Below are 19,902 nucleotides of genomic sequence, written 5' to 3' on the forward strand. Positions count from 1 at the left end.
AGAGTTTGTCGACGAGGAACAGGCCTCGGCCGCTGATGTCCGTTTCCTGGACCGGCATCAGACAGGGAAGGCCTCGGGAGGGGTCGCGGATCTCGCAGAGCTTCCGCGTGGTGCGCCGCTCCGGCGGCCAGTACGGCACCTCGTACACGACGTTCGGCGGCTTCCATCAGTACGCGCAGGTGTTCCAGAACGACGAGTTCTGGTCCAGCATCGGCCGCATCGGACTGTTCGGCATCGTGCAGGTGCCCGTCATGCTGTTCCTCGCGCTGATCATGGCGCTGCTGCTGGACTCGCCCCTGCTGAAGCTCAAGAGCTTCTTCCGCATCACCGCGTTCATGCCGTACGCGGTGCCCGGCGTCATCGCCGCGATCATGTGGTCGTATCTCTACTCGCCGCAACTCAGCCCGGTCGTGGACCTGTTGAACAACCTCGGTCTGCACCCCGACTTCCTCGGCCCCGGTGCCGTGCTGTGGTCGGCGGCGAACATCTCGACCTGGCTGTGGACCGGCTACAACATGCTGATCATGTTCTCGGCCCTGCAGTCCATCCCGCAGGAGCTCTACGAGGCCGCGCGGATCGACGGGGCCGGCAACTGGGCCATCGCCTGGCGCATCAAGGTCCCGATCATCGCTCCGTCCATCGTCATGACCACGGTGTTCTCGATCATCGGGACGCTGCAGCTGTACTCCGAGCCCGCGGTGCTGCGGCAGATCTCCTCGAACATCTCCAGCACGTTCACCCCGAACATGCTGGCGTACACGGTGGCGGTCGGGAACAACTACCAGCAGGCCGCCGCCATTTCGGTGGTCATCGCGGTCATCACCTTCGTCCTGAGCTTCGGGTTCATGCGACTGACTTCCAAGAGGGCGGGCCTGTGAGCAACCGACCCGCTGTCAAAGACAGCCGCGTGAGCCGTCCGGCCGTACTGGCCCTGATGTTCCTGCTGGCGATCTACTTCCTGCTGCCGCTGTACTTCCTGATCGTCGCGGCGACCAAACCGCAGGGTGACCTCGCCTCCACCAACGGCCTGGTCTTCTCGCACTTCAACCTGTTCGAGAACCTGCGCAACCTGTTCTCCTTCAACAACGGCATCTTCGGCCGGTGGATCCTCAACACCGTCATCTACGCGGTGCTGGGCGCGGCCGTGGGCACCCTGATCTCGGCGCTGTGCGGCTACGCGCTCGCCAAGTTCCATTTCCGCGGCCGCGAGTTCCTGTTCTCGGTCATTCTCGGCGGTGTGCTGGTCCCCTCGACCGCCCTGGCGCTGCCGCTGTTCCTGCTGTTCTCCGAGACCGGACTCGTCAATACCTATTTCGCGGTCTTCCTGCCCAGCATCGTCAGCCCGTTCGGCGTCTATCTCGCGAGAATCTTCGCGAATGCCGCCGTGCCCCAGGAACTCATCGAAGCCGCGCGCCTCGACGGAGCCGGCGAGTTCCGTACGTTCTTCTCGGTCTCGGTCAAGCTGATGTCGCCGGCGCTGGTGACCATCTTCCTGTTCCAGTTCGTCGGCATCTGGAACAACTTCTTCCTTCCGATGGTGATGCTCCAGAAGGAGTCGCTGTTCCCGATCACCCTCGGTCTGTTCACCTGGAACGGGCAGACCGCCCGGTCGCCGCTCCTCCAGGAGTCCGTGATCACCGGTTCGCTGGTGTCGATCGTGCCGGTGATCATCCTGTTCATGCTCCTGCAGCGGTTCTGGCGCACCGGCCTCGCCGCCGGCTCACTCAAGTGACCCCCACACAGAAGGTGTCCAACGCCATGCCCAACTCGGCTGTCTTCGTGCCCCACTTCCACTGGGACCGGGAATGGTACGAGCCTTTCCAGGTCTTCCGGCACCGACTGGTATCCGCCCTCGACACCGTGCTGGAGACAGCCGAGTCGAACCCTGATTTCCGGTTCACCGTCGACGGACAGATGGCGGCGGTCGAGGACTATCTGGAGATGCGGCCGGAGAACCGCGACCGGGTCGTGGCCCTGGTCGGTGAGGGCCGGCTCGCCGTCGGGCCGTGGCTGATCCTGCTCGACGAGTTCCTCTGCTCCGGCGAGACCATCGTGCGCAATCTGCAGATGGGCTGGGCGGCCGCGGAGCGCCTCGGCGGCGCGATGCCCATCGGCTATCTGCCGGACATGTTCGGCCACGTCGCGCAGATGCCGCAGATCCTGGCGCGCGCCGGGATCGAGCACGCGGCGCTGTGGCGCGGTGTGCCCGGCTCCGTCGACGGCCACGCCTTCCGCTGGCGCGCCCCGGACGGTTCCGAGGTGCGCACCGAGTTCCTCTTCGACGGCTACGACAACGGCCTCGACGTCCTGCTGGTGCCCGACCAGATCGGTCGTGCGCTCGGCGAATACGCCGGGATGACCGCCGAACGCTGGGGCACGGACCCGGTGTTGGCGATGGCCGGCACCGACCACAACGCGCCCGACCCGAGGTTGGCGTCGTGGCTGCGGACCGCGTCCGGCGAGGGCCTCCCCATCACGGTGGCGACGCTCGACGAGTACATCCGCAAGCATGTGCGGGACGAGGTGACGGCCACCGTCACCGGTGAACTGCGCAGTCATGTGCGCGGCAACATCCTCCCGGGCGTGCTCTCCGTACGCCTCGGGCTCAAGCAGCGGATGGCCGCCGCCGAGCGCGTCATCGACCACGCCGAGCGGATGAACGCGCTGTGGTCCGGGCGCGACGACTCGCCGTTCCTCTCCCTCGCCTGGCACAAGATCATCGAGTCGACGGCCCATGACTCGGTGGTCGGCTCCGGCACCGACGAGACCTGCGACCAGGTCGCCGCCCGGCTCGCCGAGGCCGCACAGGCGGCGCGTGCCGTGCGGGACGCGGCCCTCACCGAGCCCGCCGCCCTGGTGCCGAGCGACGGCCATCTGTTCGCCAATCCGCTGCCGTCGGCGCGTACGGCACTGGTCGAGGTGGACGTCGTGGCCCCGCCGGAGGGCACCGCGCTGATCGCGACGGACGCCGAAGGATCGACGTATCCCGTGCAGTTGGTCTCCGAGGCGCCGACCGTCCTCAGCGACGAGCTCATGGACGCCTCGCAACTGGAGAGGGTGCTGCGCCGGATCCACCGCCGCGAGTTGTTCGGGCGACTGATCGACCACTACGAACTCACCCCGAACTCGCTTGTGTTCCACCTCGCCGAGGTGCCGACGAGCGGACCGTTCGACCTCCTCATGCTGCGCGGCGAGGTCGCCGCTGCCGCGGCCGAACATCCGGGGGAATGGCGGGTGTTGACGCTGGAAGAGGCCCGGGCCACCGCGCTCGTGCCCGTGAGCGTTCCCGCCTCCGGCCTGGCCGCTTTCCGGGTCGCGCCGAGCGCGGACGCCTCCGGCGCGCTCCTGCCGTACGCGCCCGCCACGGCTACCGATCTGCGGCTCGCGAACGGGCTGGTCGAGGTCGCGATCGCCGCCGACGGGACCCTCGACATGGCCGGCTCCGACGGCACCGTGCTGCGCGGCGTCGGCCGGCTCGTCGACGGCGGGGACCGCGGCGACAGCTACAACTACGCTCCCCCGGCACACGACTTCCTCGTCGCCGAGCCGAACGAGGTCTCCGTCGAGCTCCTCGAAACCGGCCCCCTGCGTTCGCGGTTGCGCGTGACCCGCGTCTACGACTGGCCCGCCGCCCTGTCCTCCGACCGCGATGTGCGCGGCGAGGAGACCGTGGCGACACCGGTGGAGACGGTCGTGGAGGTCCGCGCGGGCGAGCCGTTCGTGCGCGTGTCCACGTCCTTCCTGAACCAGTCCGCCGACCACCGGCTGCGCTTCCACGTGCCGCTGCCCGAGCCGGTCAACTCCTCAGCGTCCGCAGGGCAGTTCGCGGTCACCGAGCGCGGGCTGACCGCCGAGGGCGGCTGGGGCGAGTACCCGCTGCCGACCTTCCCGGCCAGTTCGTTCGTGTCGGCCGGGCAGGCCAATGTCCTGCTCGACCACTCCAGCGAGTACGAACTCGTCGACGGCGGCTCCGAACTCGCCGTCACCCTGCTGCGCGCGATCGGCTCGATCAGCGTCAACATCCATCCCCTGCGCGACGAACCGGCGGCGAGCGAGATCCCCGCACCCGGTGCGCAGGACCTCGGTATGCGCATCGAGAACCGCTTCGCCGTCGTCCCCTCGGCGACCGGCTGGCAGGGCGCCGACGCGGTCGCTCTCGCCGAGGAGTTCCGCAACGACGTCCTCGTCACCCGAGGCACCGGGGACGCCGGAGGCCAACTGCCCCCGGACGAGACCGGCGTACGGGTCGACGGCAAGGACGTCCACGTGTCGAGCATCCGACGGGTCACCGACGAGCAGCACGGGCCCGGTACGGAGGTGCGGTTGACCGCGATGAGCGACGAGGCGACGACCGTCAGCGTGTCGGGCACCTTCACCGAGGCCGCCACCGTCGATCTGCTCGGCCGCCCGATCTCCCACACCCAGGCCACGGACGAGCTCGAACTCGCCCTCGGGCCATGGGAGATCCGCACCGTCGTGCTCCGGTAGACCGCCATGACCCCGAATCTCGCACCGCATCCTGCAACGAAGAAAGAGTCGTGACCTCTTGCTCACCGAGCTCTCCCCCCATGTTGCGGACACCGCACCGGCGCGTGGCGCACTGCGCCCGGCGCGCTCGTGGCTGCACTCCGACGCCCCCTCTCTCTCCCTGAACGGGCCCTGGCGCTTCCGTCTGTCCCCCACGGCATCGGTGGCGGAGGACTTCGCGGCCGAAGGCTTCGACGACCACGGCTGGGACCACCTCCCCGTGCCCTCCCACTGGGTACTTGAGGGAGACGGTGCCTACGGCCGTCCGATCTATACGAACATCCAGTTCCCGTTCCCGATCGACCCGCCGCACGTCCCGGACGAGAACCCCACCGGCGACTACCGCCGCCACTTCGACCTCCCCGCCGACTGGTCGGACGCCGAGCGTGTCGTGCTGCGCTTCGACGGGGTCGAGTCGCTGTTCAGGGTGTGGGTGAACGGCGTGGAGATCGGCAGTGCCAGCGGCAGCCGGCTGGCCCACGAGTTCGACGTGACGACCGCCGTGCGGACGGGTGACAACGTCGTCGCCGTGCGGGTGCACCAGTGGTCCGCGGCCAGCTATGTCGAGGACCAGGACCAGTGGTGGCTGCCGGGCATCTTCCGCGACGTCACCCTGCTCGCCCGGCCGACCGGAGGCATCGAGGACGTCTGGCTGCGGACCGGCTTCGACGACGGCCGCGGGCGGGTCGACGCGGAGGTCACCGCCGACGCGTCGGCGTTCCCGGTCACCCTGCGCATCCCCGAACTCGGCGTCGAGCAGGTCTGGGCGACGCCGGCCGAGGTGGCCGCCCTGGACATCGCCTTCGTGGAGCCCTGGTCCGCCGAGCGGCCCCGCCTGTACGACGCCACCGTGTCCACGGCCGCGGAGAGCATCGCGCTGCGGGTGGGTTTCCGCACGGTCGAGATCCGGGGCGACCAGTTCCTGGTCAACGGCCGCCGGGTCGTGTTCCACGGGGTGAACCGGCACGAGGCCCATCCCGAGCGCGGCCGGGTCTTCGACGAGGAGCACGCACGCGAGGACCTGGCCCGGATGAAGCGGTTCAACGTGAACGCCATCCGCACCAGCCACTACCCGCCGCACCCACGGCTGCTCGACCTCGCCGACGAACTCGGCTTCTGGGTCGTCCTCGAATGCGACCTGGAGACCCACGGCTTCGACAAGGTCGGCTGGGTCGGCAACCCGAGCGACGACCCGACCTGGCGCGGCGCCTACCTCGACCGCATCGAGCGCACCGTCGAACGCGACAAGAACCATCCCAGCATCGTGATCTGGTCGCTCGGCAACGAGGCGGGCACCGGCGCCAACCTCGCCGCCATGTCGGCCTGGGTGCACGCCCGCGACGCCGAACGGCCCGTGCACTACGAGGGCGACTACACGGGCGAGTACACCGACGTCTACTCGCGCATGTACCCGTCCGTGCCGGAGACCGAGCAGATCGGCATCGACGGCTCTCGCGCCCCGCTGCTCGGCTGCACCCCCGCGCAGGGGGCCCGGCAGCGCACCAAGCCGTTCCTGCTGTGCGAGTACGCGCACGCGATGGGCAACGGACCGGGCGCGTTCGACCAGTACGAGGCACTCGTGCACGAGTATCCGCGGCTGCACGGCGGCTTCGTCTGGGAGTGGCGCGATCACGGCATCCTGGCCACCGCCCCGGACGGAACTCCGTACTACGCCTACGGCGGTGACTTCGGCGAGGTCGTGCACGACGGCAACTTCGTGATGGACGGCATGCTGTTGAGCGACGACGTGCCCTCGCCGAGCCTCCACGAGTACAAGGCGGTCGTGCAGCCGGTCCGCTTCGAGTTCGACGGCGACAAGCTCGCGATCACCAACCTGCGGCACTCGGCCGACACGGCGGACCTGTACTTCCGTTGGTACGTCGAGCACGACGGAACACCGGTGGAATCCGGCGAGTTGGACGTGCCGGTCGTCACGGCGGGCGAGGCGGGGCGGGTGGCGATGCCGCGGATCGCGGTGGCCCCGGACGTGGAGACCTGGCTGACGATCGACGCGGTGCTGGCCACGGACACCGCTTGGGCGCCGGCCGGGCATGTGGTCGCGACCGCTCAACTGGACTGCTCGATACGCCGTCCCGTCCCGGCCGTCCGGCCACGAACCGGCTGGCAGCCGGGGGACGGAACGCTCTCGCTCGGGATCGCCGAGTTCGTCGACGGGTCCCTCGCCCGGCTCGCCGGTCGGGCCGTGACCGGCCCGCGCCTGGAGCTGTTCCGCGCGCCGACCGACAACGACGAGAGCCCGTCGGACGGGGTCGAGAACAGCGACGCCAGCATCGCCGGGGTGTCCAACGCCGATCTGTGGCGTGCCGACGGCCTCGATCGGCTGACCACGCGGCGCATCAGCGTGGAGCAGACCGCGGACGCGCTGCGCACCGTCGACAAGGTCTCCGCCGCGAACACCGCCCTGTCGGTGACGGTGGAGTCCAACTGGTCGCTGGACGAAGGCGAGTTGGAAGTGCGCGTGGAGATCGAGCCGTCGAGCGGCTGGCGTACGGTGTGGCCCCGCATCGGTGTTCGCTTCGAGCTGCCCGACGGGGCGGCTCCCGTGGACGGTGCCGCGTGGTTCGGCCTCGGTCCGCTGGAGTCCTATCCCGACAGTCTCCGCGCGGCACGTGCCGGGCGCTTCTCCGACGGCATCGACGACCTCGCGGTCGACTACCCGCGCCCGCAGGAGACCGGGCACCGTTCCCAGGTGCGCGAGCTGACGCTGACGAGTGGCGGCGGCGAGGTGCTGCGCATCGTGGCGATCCCCGACACGCACGGTCGGCGCCCCGGCTTCACGCTCAGCCGTCATACGCCGCAGGAGATCGCCCGGGCCCAACACCCCTTCGAACTCCCCGAGTCGACGAGCAGCCACCTGATCATCGACGCGGCCCAGCACGGTCTCGGCTCACGGGCCTGCGGGCCTGATGTGTGGCCCGAGTTCGCGTTGCGCCCTGAATCCCGGACGATCAGGCTGCGTATGACGGCGGGGTGACGTCTCGGGTGGCCGCGCTCCCGTTCCCCGCCCCCACCCCCACCGCACCCCATCGACTCGGCGCGGGAAGATGAGGTCATGTTCGACCACATCTCCGGACTACGCCCCGAGCAGGCAGCACGCTGGACCGCGCTGGTCGAGGAGTCCCGACCAGTCCTCGAGAGCGAGGGCATGGAGGCTGTCCAGACCTTGCTGGCCGAGCGGGGTGTGGGCACCATCGAGGCGATAGCGATCACCCGGGAGCTGCTCGGACATGCGGAGACACCGCTTCGTGTCGCGATCGACATCGTGGCGACGAGTACGGCTCGGCAGTAACTGACCGTCTCAGGGCACGAGTCAACCTACGTCCGCTCAAGCACCTCACGGATCGTGCGGCCGAGGACGCCCAGGCGAACGACCTCGGCCGCACGATCGCGGCGATCACCGCCGTGTCCACGCAGTGCCCTTCCCGATGTCCCTCTCCGCGCGAAGTTACCCATGCGTTCCGCACATCGGAGTGATGACAGCGGCAACTGTGCGGGGCGGTGGCCCGCGTGACAGCGTCGTTCTCGTCGGCGAACGGGGCGAGGGAGATGGCATGAACAAGGGTTATGCCGTGTACTGCGATGCGGACCCGTACTTCTACGACGCTCCGCACCGCACGGCTTCCCGGAGCGGGGCCGGTCGCTCCCGGTACGCCACGGCCTCCTCGCCCGTACCGCGGGGATGGCAGCGCAACGAGAGCGGGGACTGGCTCGCTCTGCGTCCGGTCGACGCCCAACTGCCCGTTCAGGGGTGGAAGATCCACGTCTCCGCCTGCCTCGACAACGCGGAGTCCGTGCTCGACCGTGTGTGGCGGTACTGCGTCGCCGGCGGCACGGCCTTCAAGTTCGTGCCCAGTCGCTACCTGTTGCACCAGCGAAACGCCAAATACGCGGACCGGGCCGGCAGTGGCAAGTTCATCACCGTGTACCCGGCCGACGAGGCGGAGTTCGAACGGCTCGTGCGGGAGTTGTCCGATCTGCTGGCCGGTGAGCCAGGACCGCACATCCTCAGCGACCTGCGAATCGGCGACGGCCCCGTCCACGTCCGCTACGGCAGCTTCACCCGCCGCAACTGCTATGACGCGGAAGGGGAGTTACGGCCGGCCGTGACCGGTCCCGACGGCGTGCTGGTGCCTGACCTCCGTGGTCCGGTCTTCCGCCTGCCGGACTGGGTGAATCCGCCCGCTTTCCTGCGCGAGCACCTCGACGCCCGTTCGGCCGTGACCGTGGCCGGCCTGCCCTACAGCATCGAGTCGGCCCTGCACTTCTCCAACGGCGGTGGCGTCTACCTCGCCCGCGACGACCGCACCGGTGACCAGGTCGTCCTGAAGGAGGCCCGTCCGCACGCCGGGCTGGCGGCCGACGGTGCCGACGCCGTGACCCGGCTGCACCGTGAACGCCGGGCACTGGAACGGTTGTCGGGCCTCGACTGCACGCCCGAGGTGCTCGACCACCTCACGATCGGGGAACACCATTTCCTCGTCCTGGAGTACATCGACGGCAAGCCGCTCAACACCTTCTTCGCCCGCCGGCACCCGCTCATCGAGGCCGACCCGAGTGAGCGGACACTGGCCGAGTACACCGCCTGGGCCCTCGACGTCCACGCACGCGTGGAACGCGCCGTCGCGGACGTCCACGCCCGGGGCGTGGTCTTCAACGACCTGCACCTGTTCAACATCATGATCCGGGACGACGACAGCATCGCCCTCCTGGACTTCGAGGCGGCCCACCCCGTCGACGAACCGGGCCGGCAGACCGTGGCGAACCCGGGGTTCGTGGCGCCTCGTGACCGGCGAGGCATGGCCGTGGACCGGTACGCGCTGGCGTGTCTGCGGCTCGCGCTGTTCCTCCCGCTCACGAGTCTGCTGGCCGTCGACCGGCGCAAGGCGGCTCACCTCGCCGACGTGGTGGCGGACCGGTTCCCGGTGGACCGGGCCTTCCTGGACGCGGCGGTCGACGAGATCACGCGCGTCGACGGCGCCCCCGCGGTGCGCGGGCCGGTCGGCCCGGTGGTTCCGGTGCGGCCGGACGACTGGCCCCGCAGCAGAGACTCCATGGCCGAGGCCGTTCGCGCCTCGGCGACACCCTCCCGCACGGACCGCCTCTTCCCCGGCGACATCGCGCAGTTCGCCACGGCCGGTGGCGGGCTGGCCTTCGGCCACGGAGCGGCGGGAGTGCTGTACGCCCTGGCCGAGAGCGGGGCGGGTCGGGACGAGGACGGTGAGCAGTGGCTGCTGGAGCGGACCAAGCAACCGCCCTCGGGGATGCCGCTCGGATTCCACGACGGGCTCGCCGGGATCGCCTGGACGCTCGACCGGCTCGGCCACCGCGACCGCGCCCTCGACCTCGCCGAGCTGCTGCTCGACCAGCCCTTCGACCAGCTGGCCCCGGACCTGCACAGCGGCACCGCGGGACTGGGCCTGGCCCTGGACTCGCTGGCCGCCACCACCGGGGAGGCCGCACTGCACACCGCGGCTGTACGCTGCGCCGAGCTCGCCGCCGCCGGCCTGCCGGGCGGGCGCGACGAACCCGCCCGCCCCCGCGCGGGACTGCTGCACGGCGCCACGGGACGCGCGCTGCTCTTCCTGCGGCTCTTCGAACGCACCGGTGACAGCGCCCTCCTCGACCTCGCCCGCGACGCGCTGCGCCAGGACCTCGCCCGCTGTGTCCGTGGCGCGGGCGGCGCGCTCCAGGTCGACGAGGGCTGGCGCACGATGCCCTACCTGGGCGCCGGCAGTGTGGGCATCGGCATGGTGCTGGACGACTACCTGACGCACCGCGAGGACGCGGAGTTCGCGCGGGCCAGGAAGGAGATCGTGGCCGCGGCCCAGGCGATGTTCTACGCCCAGCCCGGTCTCTACCGGGGCGTGGCCGGCATGGTGCTGTATCTCGGCCGCACCACGGCCACGGCGCCCGGCACGGGCCCGGAGGCCGTCCGGCGCCAACTCGACGCGCTCTCCTGGCACTCCATGTCCTACGCGGACCGGCTCGCCTTTCCCGGTGAGCAGATGATGCGCCTGTCCATGGACCTCTCCACCGGAACGGCCGGATGCCTGCTGGCTGTCGCCTCCGTCCTCGGTGACGCCCCCGCCGGGCTGCCGTTCCTCCCGCCGCTGCGCCCCCGCGGCGGCCCACAGACTCGGCCCCACCAGGGGTCGTGAAGAAACACATCCACTCCCCCACGAGAGGAAATGTCATGAACCTTTTCGACCTGCAGTCCATGGAGACCCCCAAGGAAGAGGCCATGGGCGACGTCGAGAGCGGTAGCCGCGCGAGCCTCCTGCTCTGTGGCGACAGCAGCCTGAGCGTCACCACCTGTAACTGACGCCGGAGTTGCCGACCACGGTGACGTGGTGAGCCATGTCGCCGGGCACTGGCGCCCCGGGTCAACTCCCGGGGCGCCCAAGCCTGCTCGCGCGGTCACCACGGCCGGGCGGGCTGCCGAATCCGCGAGTCCGCGCCCGGTGTCCCCACTGGACGGACGGAGGTATGCGCTGGTGCGAACGAGCAGGCCCTGGGGACGGCAGACGCCCAAGTCCCGTGAAGGGACCGACGGTTCGGCCCCCGGCCGCGCGCTGGAAGCGATGGTGCTGCTGTGCTCGGTCGCCGCGGCCGCGGCGACAGTGGCCCAACCGCTCGTCCTCGGCCGCACGTTGGACCTGCTGCTGCGTGACGGCGACGCGGGCCGCCTGCTCCCACTGAGCGCCGGTCTGCTCCTGGGCGAACTGCTGCTGGACAGTCTGACCGCGCTGTTCGCCGGACGCTGCAACGCCACATGGACGGCGTCGATACGCTCTCGTGCGCTGCGCGGACTGCTGCGCGCCGTGCCCGACAGCGCGCGCCCCCATCCGCCGGGGGACGTCGGGACCCGCCTGACCCTCAACGCCACGGACGCCGGCGGCGCACCGGCGGCCCGGGCGGCGCTCGGCGCCTCACTGATCACCCCGCTGGGCGCACTCGTGGCGCTGGCCTTCGTCGACCTGTGGGTGGCCGCCTGCGTACTGACCGGGCTGCCCGCGCTGGCGCTGGTGCTGCGGTCCTTCGCCCGCGACACGGGCGCCTCGGTCGCCGCCTACCAGCGCACGCAGTCCCTGATCGCTTCGCGGCTGCTGGAGGCCCTGGAGGGAGCGGCCACGATCGGCGCCGCGGGGACCGGCGACCGTGAACGCGCCCGCATCCTGGCGCCGTTGACGGAACTGGCCGCCCAGGGCCGGCACATGTGGGCGCTGCACGGTCGGGCGCTCGGCAGGAGCAATGTCCTCGTCCCGTTGCTGACGCTGGCCGCCACCGCGGTCGGCGGCCTGCGACTGGCGGCCGGCGACCTGAGCGTGGGTGACCTGCTCGCCGCCTGCCGGTACGCGCAACTCGCCGCCGGCGTCGGCGGTGCCGCGACGCTGCTCGGCGCGCTCGTCCGCGCCCGCGAGGCCCGGCGCCGCACCCGGGAGCTGGAGACGATGCCCCCGCTGACGTACGGATCACGGCGGCTGCCTCCCGGCGGCGCCGGCGAGCTCGAACTGCGCGATGTACGTGTGGTGCGGGACGGCAGGCAGGTGCTGCGCGCCGACCGCCTGCGGTTGCCGGGCGGCGGCACGGTCGCGGTGGTCGGCCGCGGCGGGGCGGGAAAGTCCGTCCTGGCGGCCGTGGCGGGGCGGCTGATCGACCCGGACGAGGGGCACGTACTGCTGGACGGCGTCCCGCTCGACCGCCTGACGCGCGAGGCACTGCGCACCGAGGTGGCGTACGCCTTCGAACGTCCGGTCCTGGGCGAGGGCACGGTCGCCGAAGCCGTCGCCGGCGGGGCACGGCACGCGGCACCCGACGAGGTACGGCAAGCGTCCCGCGCGGCGGGCGCCGACGGCTTCGTACGACGGCTGCCGCGCGGTTACGGCACCCCGCTGCCGGAGGCGCCGCTCTCGGGCGGGGAACACCAACGTCTCGGACTGGCGCGGGCGTTCGCGCACGCCGGGCGGTTGCTGGTGATGGACGACGCCACGTCCAGTCTGGACACCGCGACCGAGCACGAGGTGAACCGGGCACTGCGCCGCTCGGTGCGGCGGGGCACCAGGCTCGTCGTCGCCCACCGCCCGTCGGTCGCGGACCGGGCGGACCTGGTGCTCTGGCTGGAGGCGGGCGAGGTGCGCGCCGTCGGGACACACCGCGAGCTGTGGCACACGGCCGGCTACCGGGCGGTCTTCGGGGCCGACGGGAGCGGGGTTCATGCCGTGACACCGGCGGACGAAGGGCTCGTACGCCGTCATGAACCCGAGGAGGTGCGGCCGTGACGTCCGCCGGGTACCGCGGCGTGCGGGTCTCGGACTCCGACAAGATCCGGGACGACGGGGCCGGTGCGCTGAGCCGTCTCGCACCGCGCGCGCGTCGCTTCCTCGCCCGCCGCAAGGGCGTGTTGGCGCGGCTCGCGCTCTGGTCGCTGGCCGAGTCGGGCCAGGCGTTCCTGGTGGGCTACGGGGTCGCCCGCTCCGTCGACGAGGGGTTCCTCGTCGGTGACCCGCGCCGGGGACTGCTTTGGCTCGCGGTCGCCCTGGTCGGCGTACTGTCCGGCGCCCGGGTCGTCCGGGGGGTGTTCGCACAGCTCGCCGGGTTGACGGAGCCGCTGCGTGACGGGCTGGTGCGGCACGCGGTCGACCGTTCCATGGCCAGGGCGGCCGGAGGCGGCCCCGGTGGCAGGGACCGGGCGGCCGTCTCGCGGCTGACGAACCAGGTCGAGATCGCCCGGGACAGCTTCGCCGGTCTCGTCCTCACCCTGCGTTCCTTCGTCTTCACCGCCGCCGGAGCCCTGCTCGGCCTGCTGTCGCTCCACCCCGCCCTGCTCGTGGTGGTCCTGCCGCCCATGGTGAGTGGTCTCGCACTCTTCCTCTGCACACTGCGGCCCATGGCAGCGGCCCAGCGCCGCGCCCTGGCGGCCGACGAAGCCCTCGGCGATCACGCGGCGCGGTCCCGTGCGGCGCTGCGCGACCTCACCGCCTGCGGGACGGCGCCCGACGCCGAACGGCGCGGCGCGGACCTGGTCGCGGATGCCGCCGCGCAGGCCCGCACCCTGGCCTACTGGGCGGCGGTGCGTACGGCGGCCCTGGGTGTCGCGGCCGACCTGCCCGTCCTCACCCTGCTGATCGCGGTGCCCTGGCTGCGCGGCCGGGGAGTGAGCACGGGCGCCCTGCTGGGGGCGTTCACCTACCTCGTCCAGTCCCTGCTGCCCGCCCTGCACACGCTGATGACCGCACTGGGCGCGGCCGGAGCCCGACTACTGGTCGTCCTCGACCGGGTCCTCGGCCCGGTGCCGAACGCGGCGCCGAGAGTCACGGACCTGCCTGACGTGTCGAAAGCCGTTCCGACCCGCTCGGTGCCGAGCCGCCCCACGGCCCCGGCGGTGGAACTGCGATCCGTCACCCTGTCGTACGGCGTGCACGCCGAGCCCGTCCTCGACGCGCTCGACCTGCGCGTCGCCCCGGGCGAACACCTTGCCGTGGTCGGCCCGAGCGGCATCGGCAAATCGACCCTCACCCGCCTCGTCGCGGGGACGCTCGCGCCGAGCGCCGGCGAAGTACGCGTGGCCGGCCACGTGGTGACGGGACGCGCCGTCGCCGAACTCTCCGCACTGCGCGTGCTCGTCCCGCAGGAGGCCTACGTGTTCTCCGGCAGCGTGGGCGACAACCTCGCGTATCTGCGCACGCACGTGGACCGGGGCGAACTCGCCGCCGCCGTCGGGGTCATCGGCCTGGACCCACTGGTCGAGCGCCTGGGCGGACTCGACGGCCCGGTGCGGCCCGCCGAACTGTCCCCGGGGGAAGCGCAGTTGATCGCGTTGGCCCGCGCGTACCTGTCCTCCGCCCCCTTGCTCCTGCTCGACGAGGCCACTTGTCACCTCGACCCGGCGTCCGAGGCCCGCGCGGAGGAGGCTCTCGCGGCGCGGCCCGGAACGCTCCTCGTGGTGGCGCACCGGCTGTCCTCGGCAGTCCGCGCCGACCGGATCCTGGTCCTGGACGGCGTACGGGCGATGTGTGGCACGCACGACGAACTGCTGAGCCGTTCGCCTCTCTATCGCGACCTGACGGGTCATTGGCGGGCGGGCTCGTCCCGACCGCTGTGACCGCGGCCCGGCGCGCACCGAGCGGTGTCGGGATCGTGGCCATGTGCGCGTCCGGTCACGTCCAGCCGGCGTTCTGGACGATGCGTATCGCGTCGACCCGGTTGCGGGCGCCCACTTTCCGGATCGCCGTGGCCATGTAGTTGCGGACCGTTCCACGGGACAGGTGCAGGCCCGCCGCGATCTCGGCGATCGGCGCTCCCTGGGACGCCATGGTCAGCACGCCCAGTTCGCGTGTGGTCAGAGGCATCTCCGAGCCCTTCAGCAGGGCCACGGTGAGCGACTCGTCCAGGAAGCGCTCCCCCCTGGCGACCGTGTGCACCGCCGTGATCAGCCGATGCGCCGGGGCGTTCTTGTCGACGAGGCCGAGGGCTCCCCCCTCGAACGCCCGGCGCAGCACCCCCGGCCGCTTGGCCGTCGTCAGGACGACGAGCCGGTCCCCGCACCGGATTCTCAGGCGCTCGCCGCACCCCTGGTCCGGGTCCCTCAGGCACTCGCCGTCCACGACGCAGACGTCGGCGCACGGCGCTTCGCGATCCGGGCCGTCGGCGTCGGGACACAGCGACGAGACTTCCAGCGTGTCGTCCGATCTCAGTAACTGCACCAACGCCGAGCTCAGCAGTTTCTCGTCATGCACCACGAGAGTACGAACCATCTTCTCCATCCCCCTGTCGGCGGCTGTCCCGTTCCGGCAGCCGGCTCCCCGCGGCCAACGGACCAAGTGCCCGTATCCGGTACGGCGGAACACGACGCGTCCTCAGGTGCGGACCGAACCGGGGTCAATCCGCCGTCTTCGGCGCTCCTTCGGGCTGGGGCGGGGGCGTACGCCCGGGCGAAGAAGGGCGGATAAGACACCCATCCACGGGACGGCCTCGCCCGGACGAACAGTGACCGGCGGTCCCTTGTGCCACGTACGGGCCTGGCGGGGGCGGTCCCTGTCACCCAGGACCGGCCGTGCCTGCGAAGCCGGACGGCCGGACAGGGATTTCGGCCGGTCCCGGGCTCCGGCCGAAAATCGCCGGTGCCCAATGTGGCGCGAAAGGAAGCGTCCTAGCGGTGTGCGAGACCGTCGATCATCAGGGCGAGGGTGAAGTCGAAGCGGTCGTGGCCCTCCCCCGCGGTGAGTTCGGTGGCGTGGCGGGTGGTGTGGGGGAAGGTCTCGGCGGGCAGCGAGGTGAATCGGCGCAGGAGTTCGTCGCGGTCGACGACCCAGGCGACGTCGTCGTGCGCCGCGCGCTGGTGCGCGATCGACGTTTCGAGGCAGTGGGCGGCCACGTACAGCAGGAGGGCGTCGATGGCCCAGGCGGCGGTCTGCGGGGCGACGCCGCCGGCGAGCAGGATCGCCAGCATTCCTTCGGTGACGCGCAGGATCTCCAGGTCGGTGGGGGCCATGGCGAACGCGGCGCGGGAGATGCCGGGGTATTTCAGGTACTGGTCGCGCAGCTGCGTGCACACGCTGCGGATCTGCTCCCGCCAGGCCGCGGAATCGGGCGCGAGATCAGGGTCGGGATCAGGCAGTACGAGGCCGGCGCACAACCGGCCGATCAGCAGCTCGTCCAAGTCGGCCTTGTTGACCACGTGGGCGTAGAGCGAGGCGGGGCCGGTGTCGAGTGCGCCGGCCAGTCGGCGCATGGACAGTGCCTCGTAGCCCTCCGTCGCAATGACGGACAGCGCGGTGTCGACGACCTGTTCCACGGTGATCGGGGCCTTGCGGCGCCGGGGCCTGGGGGCGGTCTCGGCCTCGGGGTTCGGCGGCTGGTGGCGCGCCGCGCGTCGCTCTCTCGGATTCACCCGACCACTATAACTTGACACGAACACTGTTCGAAACTAGAACAGTGTTCGTGAACAGGAACATGAATCAAGATGTGGACGTGACCGTGGTCGGCGCCGGGCCGGTGGGCCTCGGGCTCGCCGCCGAGCTGATCCTCTCCGGGGCGACGGTGCAAGTACTCGAACGACTCGCCGAGCCGAGCGAGGCCGTGAAGGCAGGGTCGATCAACGTGCCGACGGCCGAGGCACTCGACCGCCGCGGCCTGCTGCCCGCCGCCGAGAAGGTGCAGCGGGAGTTGCTCGACCGGATGGGCTCGTTCGCCCACCTGGCCCAGGATCGGACACCCCGTGAAGGCCGGCCGGGTGGTGAGGCTCCGGCGGTCGGCGAGGGTCGGCGAGCGCCCGACTCTCGGTTCACCGGGCACTTCGCGGGGATCGTCCTCGACGCCGACCTCGTGGACTGGTCCGATCCCGACCTCGCCGCGCACACCGCAGCCGACGGAGCACGCCTGGTGCCGCAGCGTGAGCTGGAGGCGCTGCTGACCGAACACCTCGAACGACTGGGCGTAAAGGTGCGTCGCGGGGTGGAGGTCACCGCGCTGGAGGACACCGGCGACGGGGTGCTCGTAGACACCACCGCCGGCACGGTACGCACCGGGTGGCTGGTCGGGTGCGACGGCGGCCGCAGTACCGTGCGCCGTCTCGCGGGCATCGACTTCCCCGGCACCGACCCCGAACTCGCCGGGCACCTGGCCGTCGCCGACATCGCCGACCCGGAGAAGCTCGCGGACGGATGGGCGTGGTCGACCCAGGGTGCGTATCGCCATGGGCCGCAGCCCGGGCGGGTCGTCACCGTGGAGTTCGGCGCCCCGCCCGCCGACCGGTCCGCGCCGGTGACTCTGGAGGAGGTGCAGTCCACTCTGCGCCGGGTCTCGGGCACCGACGTCACGCTGACCGCGCTGCGCGGCGCGGCGACCCGCTGGACCGACAACGCCCGCCAGGCCGCGGCCTATCGGTCGGGGCGGGTGCTGCTCGCCGGTGACGCCGCCCACGTGCACTCGCCGTTCGGCGGTCAGGGACTCAACCTCGGGTTCGGCGACGCGATGAACCTCGGTTGGAAGCTCGGTGCCATGGTCGCCGGATGGGCGCCCGAAGGGCTCCTCGACACCTACGACACCGAACGCCGTCCCCTCGGCGCCTGGGTCCTCGACTGGACGCGGGCCCAGATCGGGGTACTGCGCGGGGACGCCAGGTCGGCCGCGTTGCGCGAGGTCGTCGCCGATCTGCTGGGCACTCGGGACGGCACGACGTACGCGGTCAAGAAGATCGCCGGAGTCGACCAGCGCATCGACCTGCCCGGTGATCATCCACTGGTCGGGCGGTACGTCCCCGACGTGTGGCTGAAGGACGGGTCCCGGCTGGTCGACCACGGTCACGGCGGTGGGTTCCTGCTGCTCGACCGCAGTCCGGACGGCGCGTTCGGCCGACTCGCCGGGGCCTGGGCCGGTCGGGTGAGCAGCGTGACCGACGAACAGGCAACGCCGGCCGGGGTGTTGGTGCGCCCCGACGGGGTGGTCGCCTGGGCCTCCGACACCGTCGACATCGCCGCCGTCACCGGCCTCGAAACCGCCCTGCACCGATGGGCGGGCGCGCCGTCGTCCGCACAGGACTAATGTCCGTCATGTGAGCTCAGACGATGCGAACCGGCGCTGGACACGGTCCATGCCCGAGGCCTACGAACGTCACCTGGTGCCGGTCTTCTTCCGGCCCTTCGCCGCCGACCTGGCCGCGCGGGCGGCAGCGCTGCGGCCCCGCACGGTCCTCGAACTCGCCGCCGGAACAGGGGCGTTGACCTCGGCCCTGCTCAACGCGGTGCCCACGGCTTCGGTCGTGGCGACCGATCTCAACGAGGCGATGGTCACCGCGGGATCGGCGCGCGAGCCACGTGCGGAATGGCGGCAGGCGGACGCTCAGGAACTGCCCTTCGAGGACGGTGGCTTCGACCTGGTTCTGTGCCAGTTCGGGGTGATGTTCTTCCCCGACAGGCCGGCCGCCTACGCCGAGGTGCGCCGGGTTCTGGCCCCGCAGGGGCGGTTCCTGTTCAACAGCTGGGGTCCGCTGCCCTCGCACGGGTTCGGGGCCGCGTTCCAGGCCGCCCTGGACCAGTCCATGTCCGACGCGGCGCCCTCGTTCCTCAAGGACGTGCCCCACGGGTACTCCGATCCGGCCGTGGTCACCGCGGACCTCACGGCCGCCGGGCTGACCCTGGCCGCCGCCGAGGAGGTCACTCTGGAAGGCGTCGCGGAGTCGGCGGCCTCCGTCGCCACCGGGTTCCTCACCGGCACACCGGTGAGCGCCGCCCTGGAGGACCGCGAGGACGCGCAGGCCCTCCGGTCCGCCGTCACGCAGACGATGACGGACGACCTCGGCACCGGTCCTGTGACGGCGCCGATGACCGCGACCGTCTATACAGCGCACAAGTAGGCACGGCCTCGACCGGCCGCCACCGATCACGAATCGACAGTGACTACTGCTGCTGCTCCCACTGTTCCTTGGTGATCTCGTACCGCACGCCTCCGTGCTCGGAGCCCTCGATCACCTCCATGTCGGGAGGAGTGGGGATGGTGTCCGCGAGCGCCATGCGGAGTTTCTCCATGACATTGCGCGAACCGCGGTTCACGGTCATCGTCTCCGCCCAGACCATGCGCAGACCGAGCCCGGCGAACGCCTTGACCAGCAGGGCCCGCGAGACCTCGGTGGCGTACCCCTTGCCCCAAGCCGCCTGCCGCAGCCGGTAGCCGAGTTCGGCCTCGTCCAACGGGCCCTCCTGCTCCGGACGCAGGCAGAACCAGCCGATGAACGCGCCGCCGTCCTTCTCCTGCGCGGCGAACAGTCCGAGATCGCCGCGCCATCTCTCGTAGCCGGCGATGATTCTCGGCAGATGGAGCTCGCGGACGATGTCCGGAGCGGTCGGACTGCCCCCGGTCAGATAGCGCATGACCGCGGGGTCGCTGTCCAACTCGACCAGCAGGTCCGCGTCGTCGGCGGTGAAGCGGCGCAGGGTCAGGCGCTCGGTCTCCAGGTAGGTGTCCACAGAGTCGATCATGCCCAGCACAGGGCGAGCGGTTCAACGGCTTTGCACGCACGGGCTTCGGCGGTGGCAGAAGTGGTGGGGTCCTCATGGACATGGTTGCGGTGAGAGCGGGCAGGAGACGTCTACCCTGCTTTCCAGCTAAGGCGGAACCGTGACCTCCTCCGTGAACGCTCGCGAAGCGACCGACCGCACGACAGGAACAGCCGAGGCCACCGACGATCTGCCCTGGATCGAGGACGGCGGCAAGGTCGCGCCCAAGGACGCACGCGCGCTGTCCCGGCTGTTCCTGGACCGGCTGCAGGTTCTGGAGGAGGGCACCCGCGAGTACCAGTACGCGCGCAACACCCTCATCGAGATGAACCTGTCCCTGGTCGCCTTCGCGGCCCGCCGC

At 71.1% G+C, this 19,902-nt stretch carries 14 protein-coding genes and 2 pseudogenes; 12 read left to right on the forward strand and 4 right to left on the reverse strand.

The window, feature by feature from the left end; translation table 11 throughout:
- Positions 1-94: pseudogene (locus ACWDR3_RS40630) on the reverse strand (ATP-binding protein); the annotation flags it as partial.
- 13 nt (positions 95-107) lie between these two features.
- Here ACWDR3_RS40630 and ACWDR3_RS40635 point away from each other — a divergent pair.
- From ACWDR3_RS40635 to ACWDR3_RS40675, 9 genes are all read left to right on the forward strand, one after another.
- Entirely contained in the window at positions 108-878 is a 771-nt protein-coding gene (locus ACWDR3_RS40635) for a carbohydrate ABC transporter permease (protein ID WP_450357629.1), read from the forward strand.
- Between the two features lie 56 nt (positions 879-934).
- Positions 935-1,732, forward strand: a complete 798-nt coding sequence (locus ACWDR3_RS40640) for a carbohydrate ABC transporter permease (RefSeq protein WP_450357638.1) — start codon at positions 935-937, stop codon at positions 1,730-1,732.
- A 26-nt stretch (positions 1,733-1,758) separates the two neighbouring features.
- A complete protein-coding gene (locus ACWDR3_RS40645; protein ID WP_450357630.1) occupies positions 1,759-4,488 on the forward strand; it encodes a glycoside hydrolase family 38 N-terminal domain-containing protein in 2,730 nt (909 codons plus the stop codon).
- Positions 4,489-4,546: 58 nt separating this feature from the next.
- Positions 4,547-7,522, forward strand: coding sequence for a glycoside hydrolase family 2 TIM barrel-domain containing protein (locus tag ACWDR3_RS40650; RefSeq protein ID WP_450357631.1), 2,976 nt, complete (start codon positions 4,547-4,549; stop codon positions 7,520-7,522).
- Positions 7,523-7,600: 78 nt separating this feature from the next.
- A complete protein-coding gene (locus tag ACWDR3_RS40655; RefSeq protein WP_450357632.1) occupies positions 7,601-7,837 on the forward strand; it encodes a hypothetical protein in 237 nt (78 codons plus the stop codon).
- A 262-nt stretch (positions 7,838-8,099) separates the two neighbouring features.
- Positions 8,100-10,706: a class III lanthionine synthetase LanKC gene (gene lanKC, locus ACWDR3_RS40660; RefSeq protein WP_450357633.1), complete on the forward strand. Its 2,607-nt coding sequence runs from the start codon at positions 8,100-8,102 to the stop codon at positions 10,704-10,706.
- A 35-nt stretch (positions 10,707-10,741) separates the two neighbouring features.
- Positions 10,742-10,870 carry a mycelium formation morphogenetic lantipeptide SapB gene (ramS, locus tag ACWDR3_RS40665; protein WP_149551904.1) on the forward strand — a complete coding sequence of 43 codons (129 nt, stop codon included), beginning with the start codon at positions 10,742-10,744 and terminating at the stop codon, positions 10,868-10,870.
- 259 nt (positions 10,871-11,129) lie between these two features.
- Positions 11,130-12,827 carry an ABC transporter ATP-binding protein gene (locus tag ACWDR3_RS40670; RefSeq protein ID WP_450357639.1) on the forward strand — a complete coding sequence of 566 codons (1,698 nt, stop codon included), beginning with the start codon at positions 11,130-11,132 and terminating at the stop codon, positions 12,825-12,827.
- A 20-nt stretch (positions 12,828-12,847) separates the two neighbouring features.
- Positions 12,848-14,650, forward strand: coding sequence for an ATP-binding cassette domain-containing protein (locus tag ACWDR3_RS40675; protein WP_450357640.1), 1,803 nt, complete (start codon positions 12,848-12,850; stop codon positions 14,648-14,650).
- Between the two features lie 55 nt (positions 14,651-14,705).
- Here the strand turns inward: ACWDR3_RS40675 and ACWDR3_RS40680 are convergent, their stop codons facing one another.
- Positions 14,706-15,302: a LuxR C-terminal-related transcriptional regulator gene (locus tag ACWDR3_RS40680; protein WP_450357634.1), complete on the reverse strand. Its 597-nt coding sequence runs from the start codon at positions 15,300-15,302 to the stop codon at positions 14,706-14,708.
- A gap of 395 nt (positions 15,303-15,697) precedes the next feature.
- Positions 15,698-16,438, reverse strand: a complete 741-nt coding sequence (locus ACWDR3_RS40685; RefSeq protein ID WP_450357635.1) for a TetR/AcrR family transcriptional regulator — start codon at positions 16,436-16,438, stop codon at positions 15,698-15,700.
- A 62-nt stretch (positions 16,439-16,500) separates the two neighbouring features.
- Between ACWDR3_RS40685 and ACWDR3_RS40690 the strand changes: the two genes are divergently transcribed.
- Both ACWDR3_RS40690 and ACWDR3_RS40695 read left to right on the forward strand, forming a co-directional pair.
- Positions 16,501-18,090 carry an FAD-dependent oxidoreductase gene (locus tag ACWDR3_RS40690; RefSeq protein ID WP_450357636.1) on the forward strand — a complete coding sequence of 530 codons (1,590 nt, stop codon included), beginning with the start codon at positions 16,501-16,503 and terminating at the stop codon, positions 18,088-18,090.
- A gap of 49 nt (positions 18,091-18,139) precedes the next feature.
- The gene (locus ACWDR3_RS40695; RefSeq protein WP_450357641.1) at positions 18,140-18,901 is read left to right on the forward strand and encodes a class I SAM-dependent methyltransferase; all 762 of its coding nucleotides are present in this window, start codon (positions 18,140-18,142) and stop codon (positions 18,899-18,901) included.
- 43 nt (positions 18,902-18,944) lie between these two features.
- On the opposite strand, the gene ACWDR3_RS40700 is transcribed toward ACWDR3_RS40695, so the two are convergent.
- Positions 18,945-19,523, reverse strand: a complete 579-nt coding sequence (locus ACWDR3_RS40700) for a GNAT family N-acetyltransferase (protein WP_450357637.1) — start codon at positions 19,521-19,523, stop codon at positions 18,945-18,947.
- A gap of 139 nt (positions 19,524-19,662) precedes the next feature.
- Here ACWDR3_RS40700 and ACWDR3_RS40705 point away from each other — a divergent pair.
- Positions 19,663-19,902 (forward strand): annotated as a pseudogene (locus ACWDR3_RS40705) (RNA polymerase sigma factor SigF); the annotation flags it as partial.

The organism is Streptomyces sp. NPDC001002 (genome assembly GCF_053599215.1).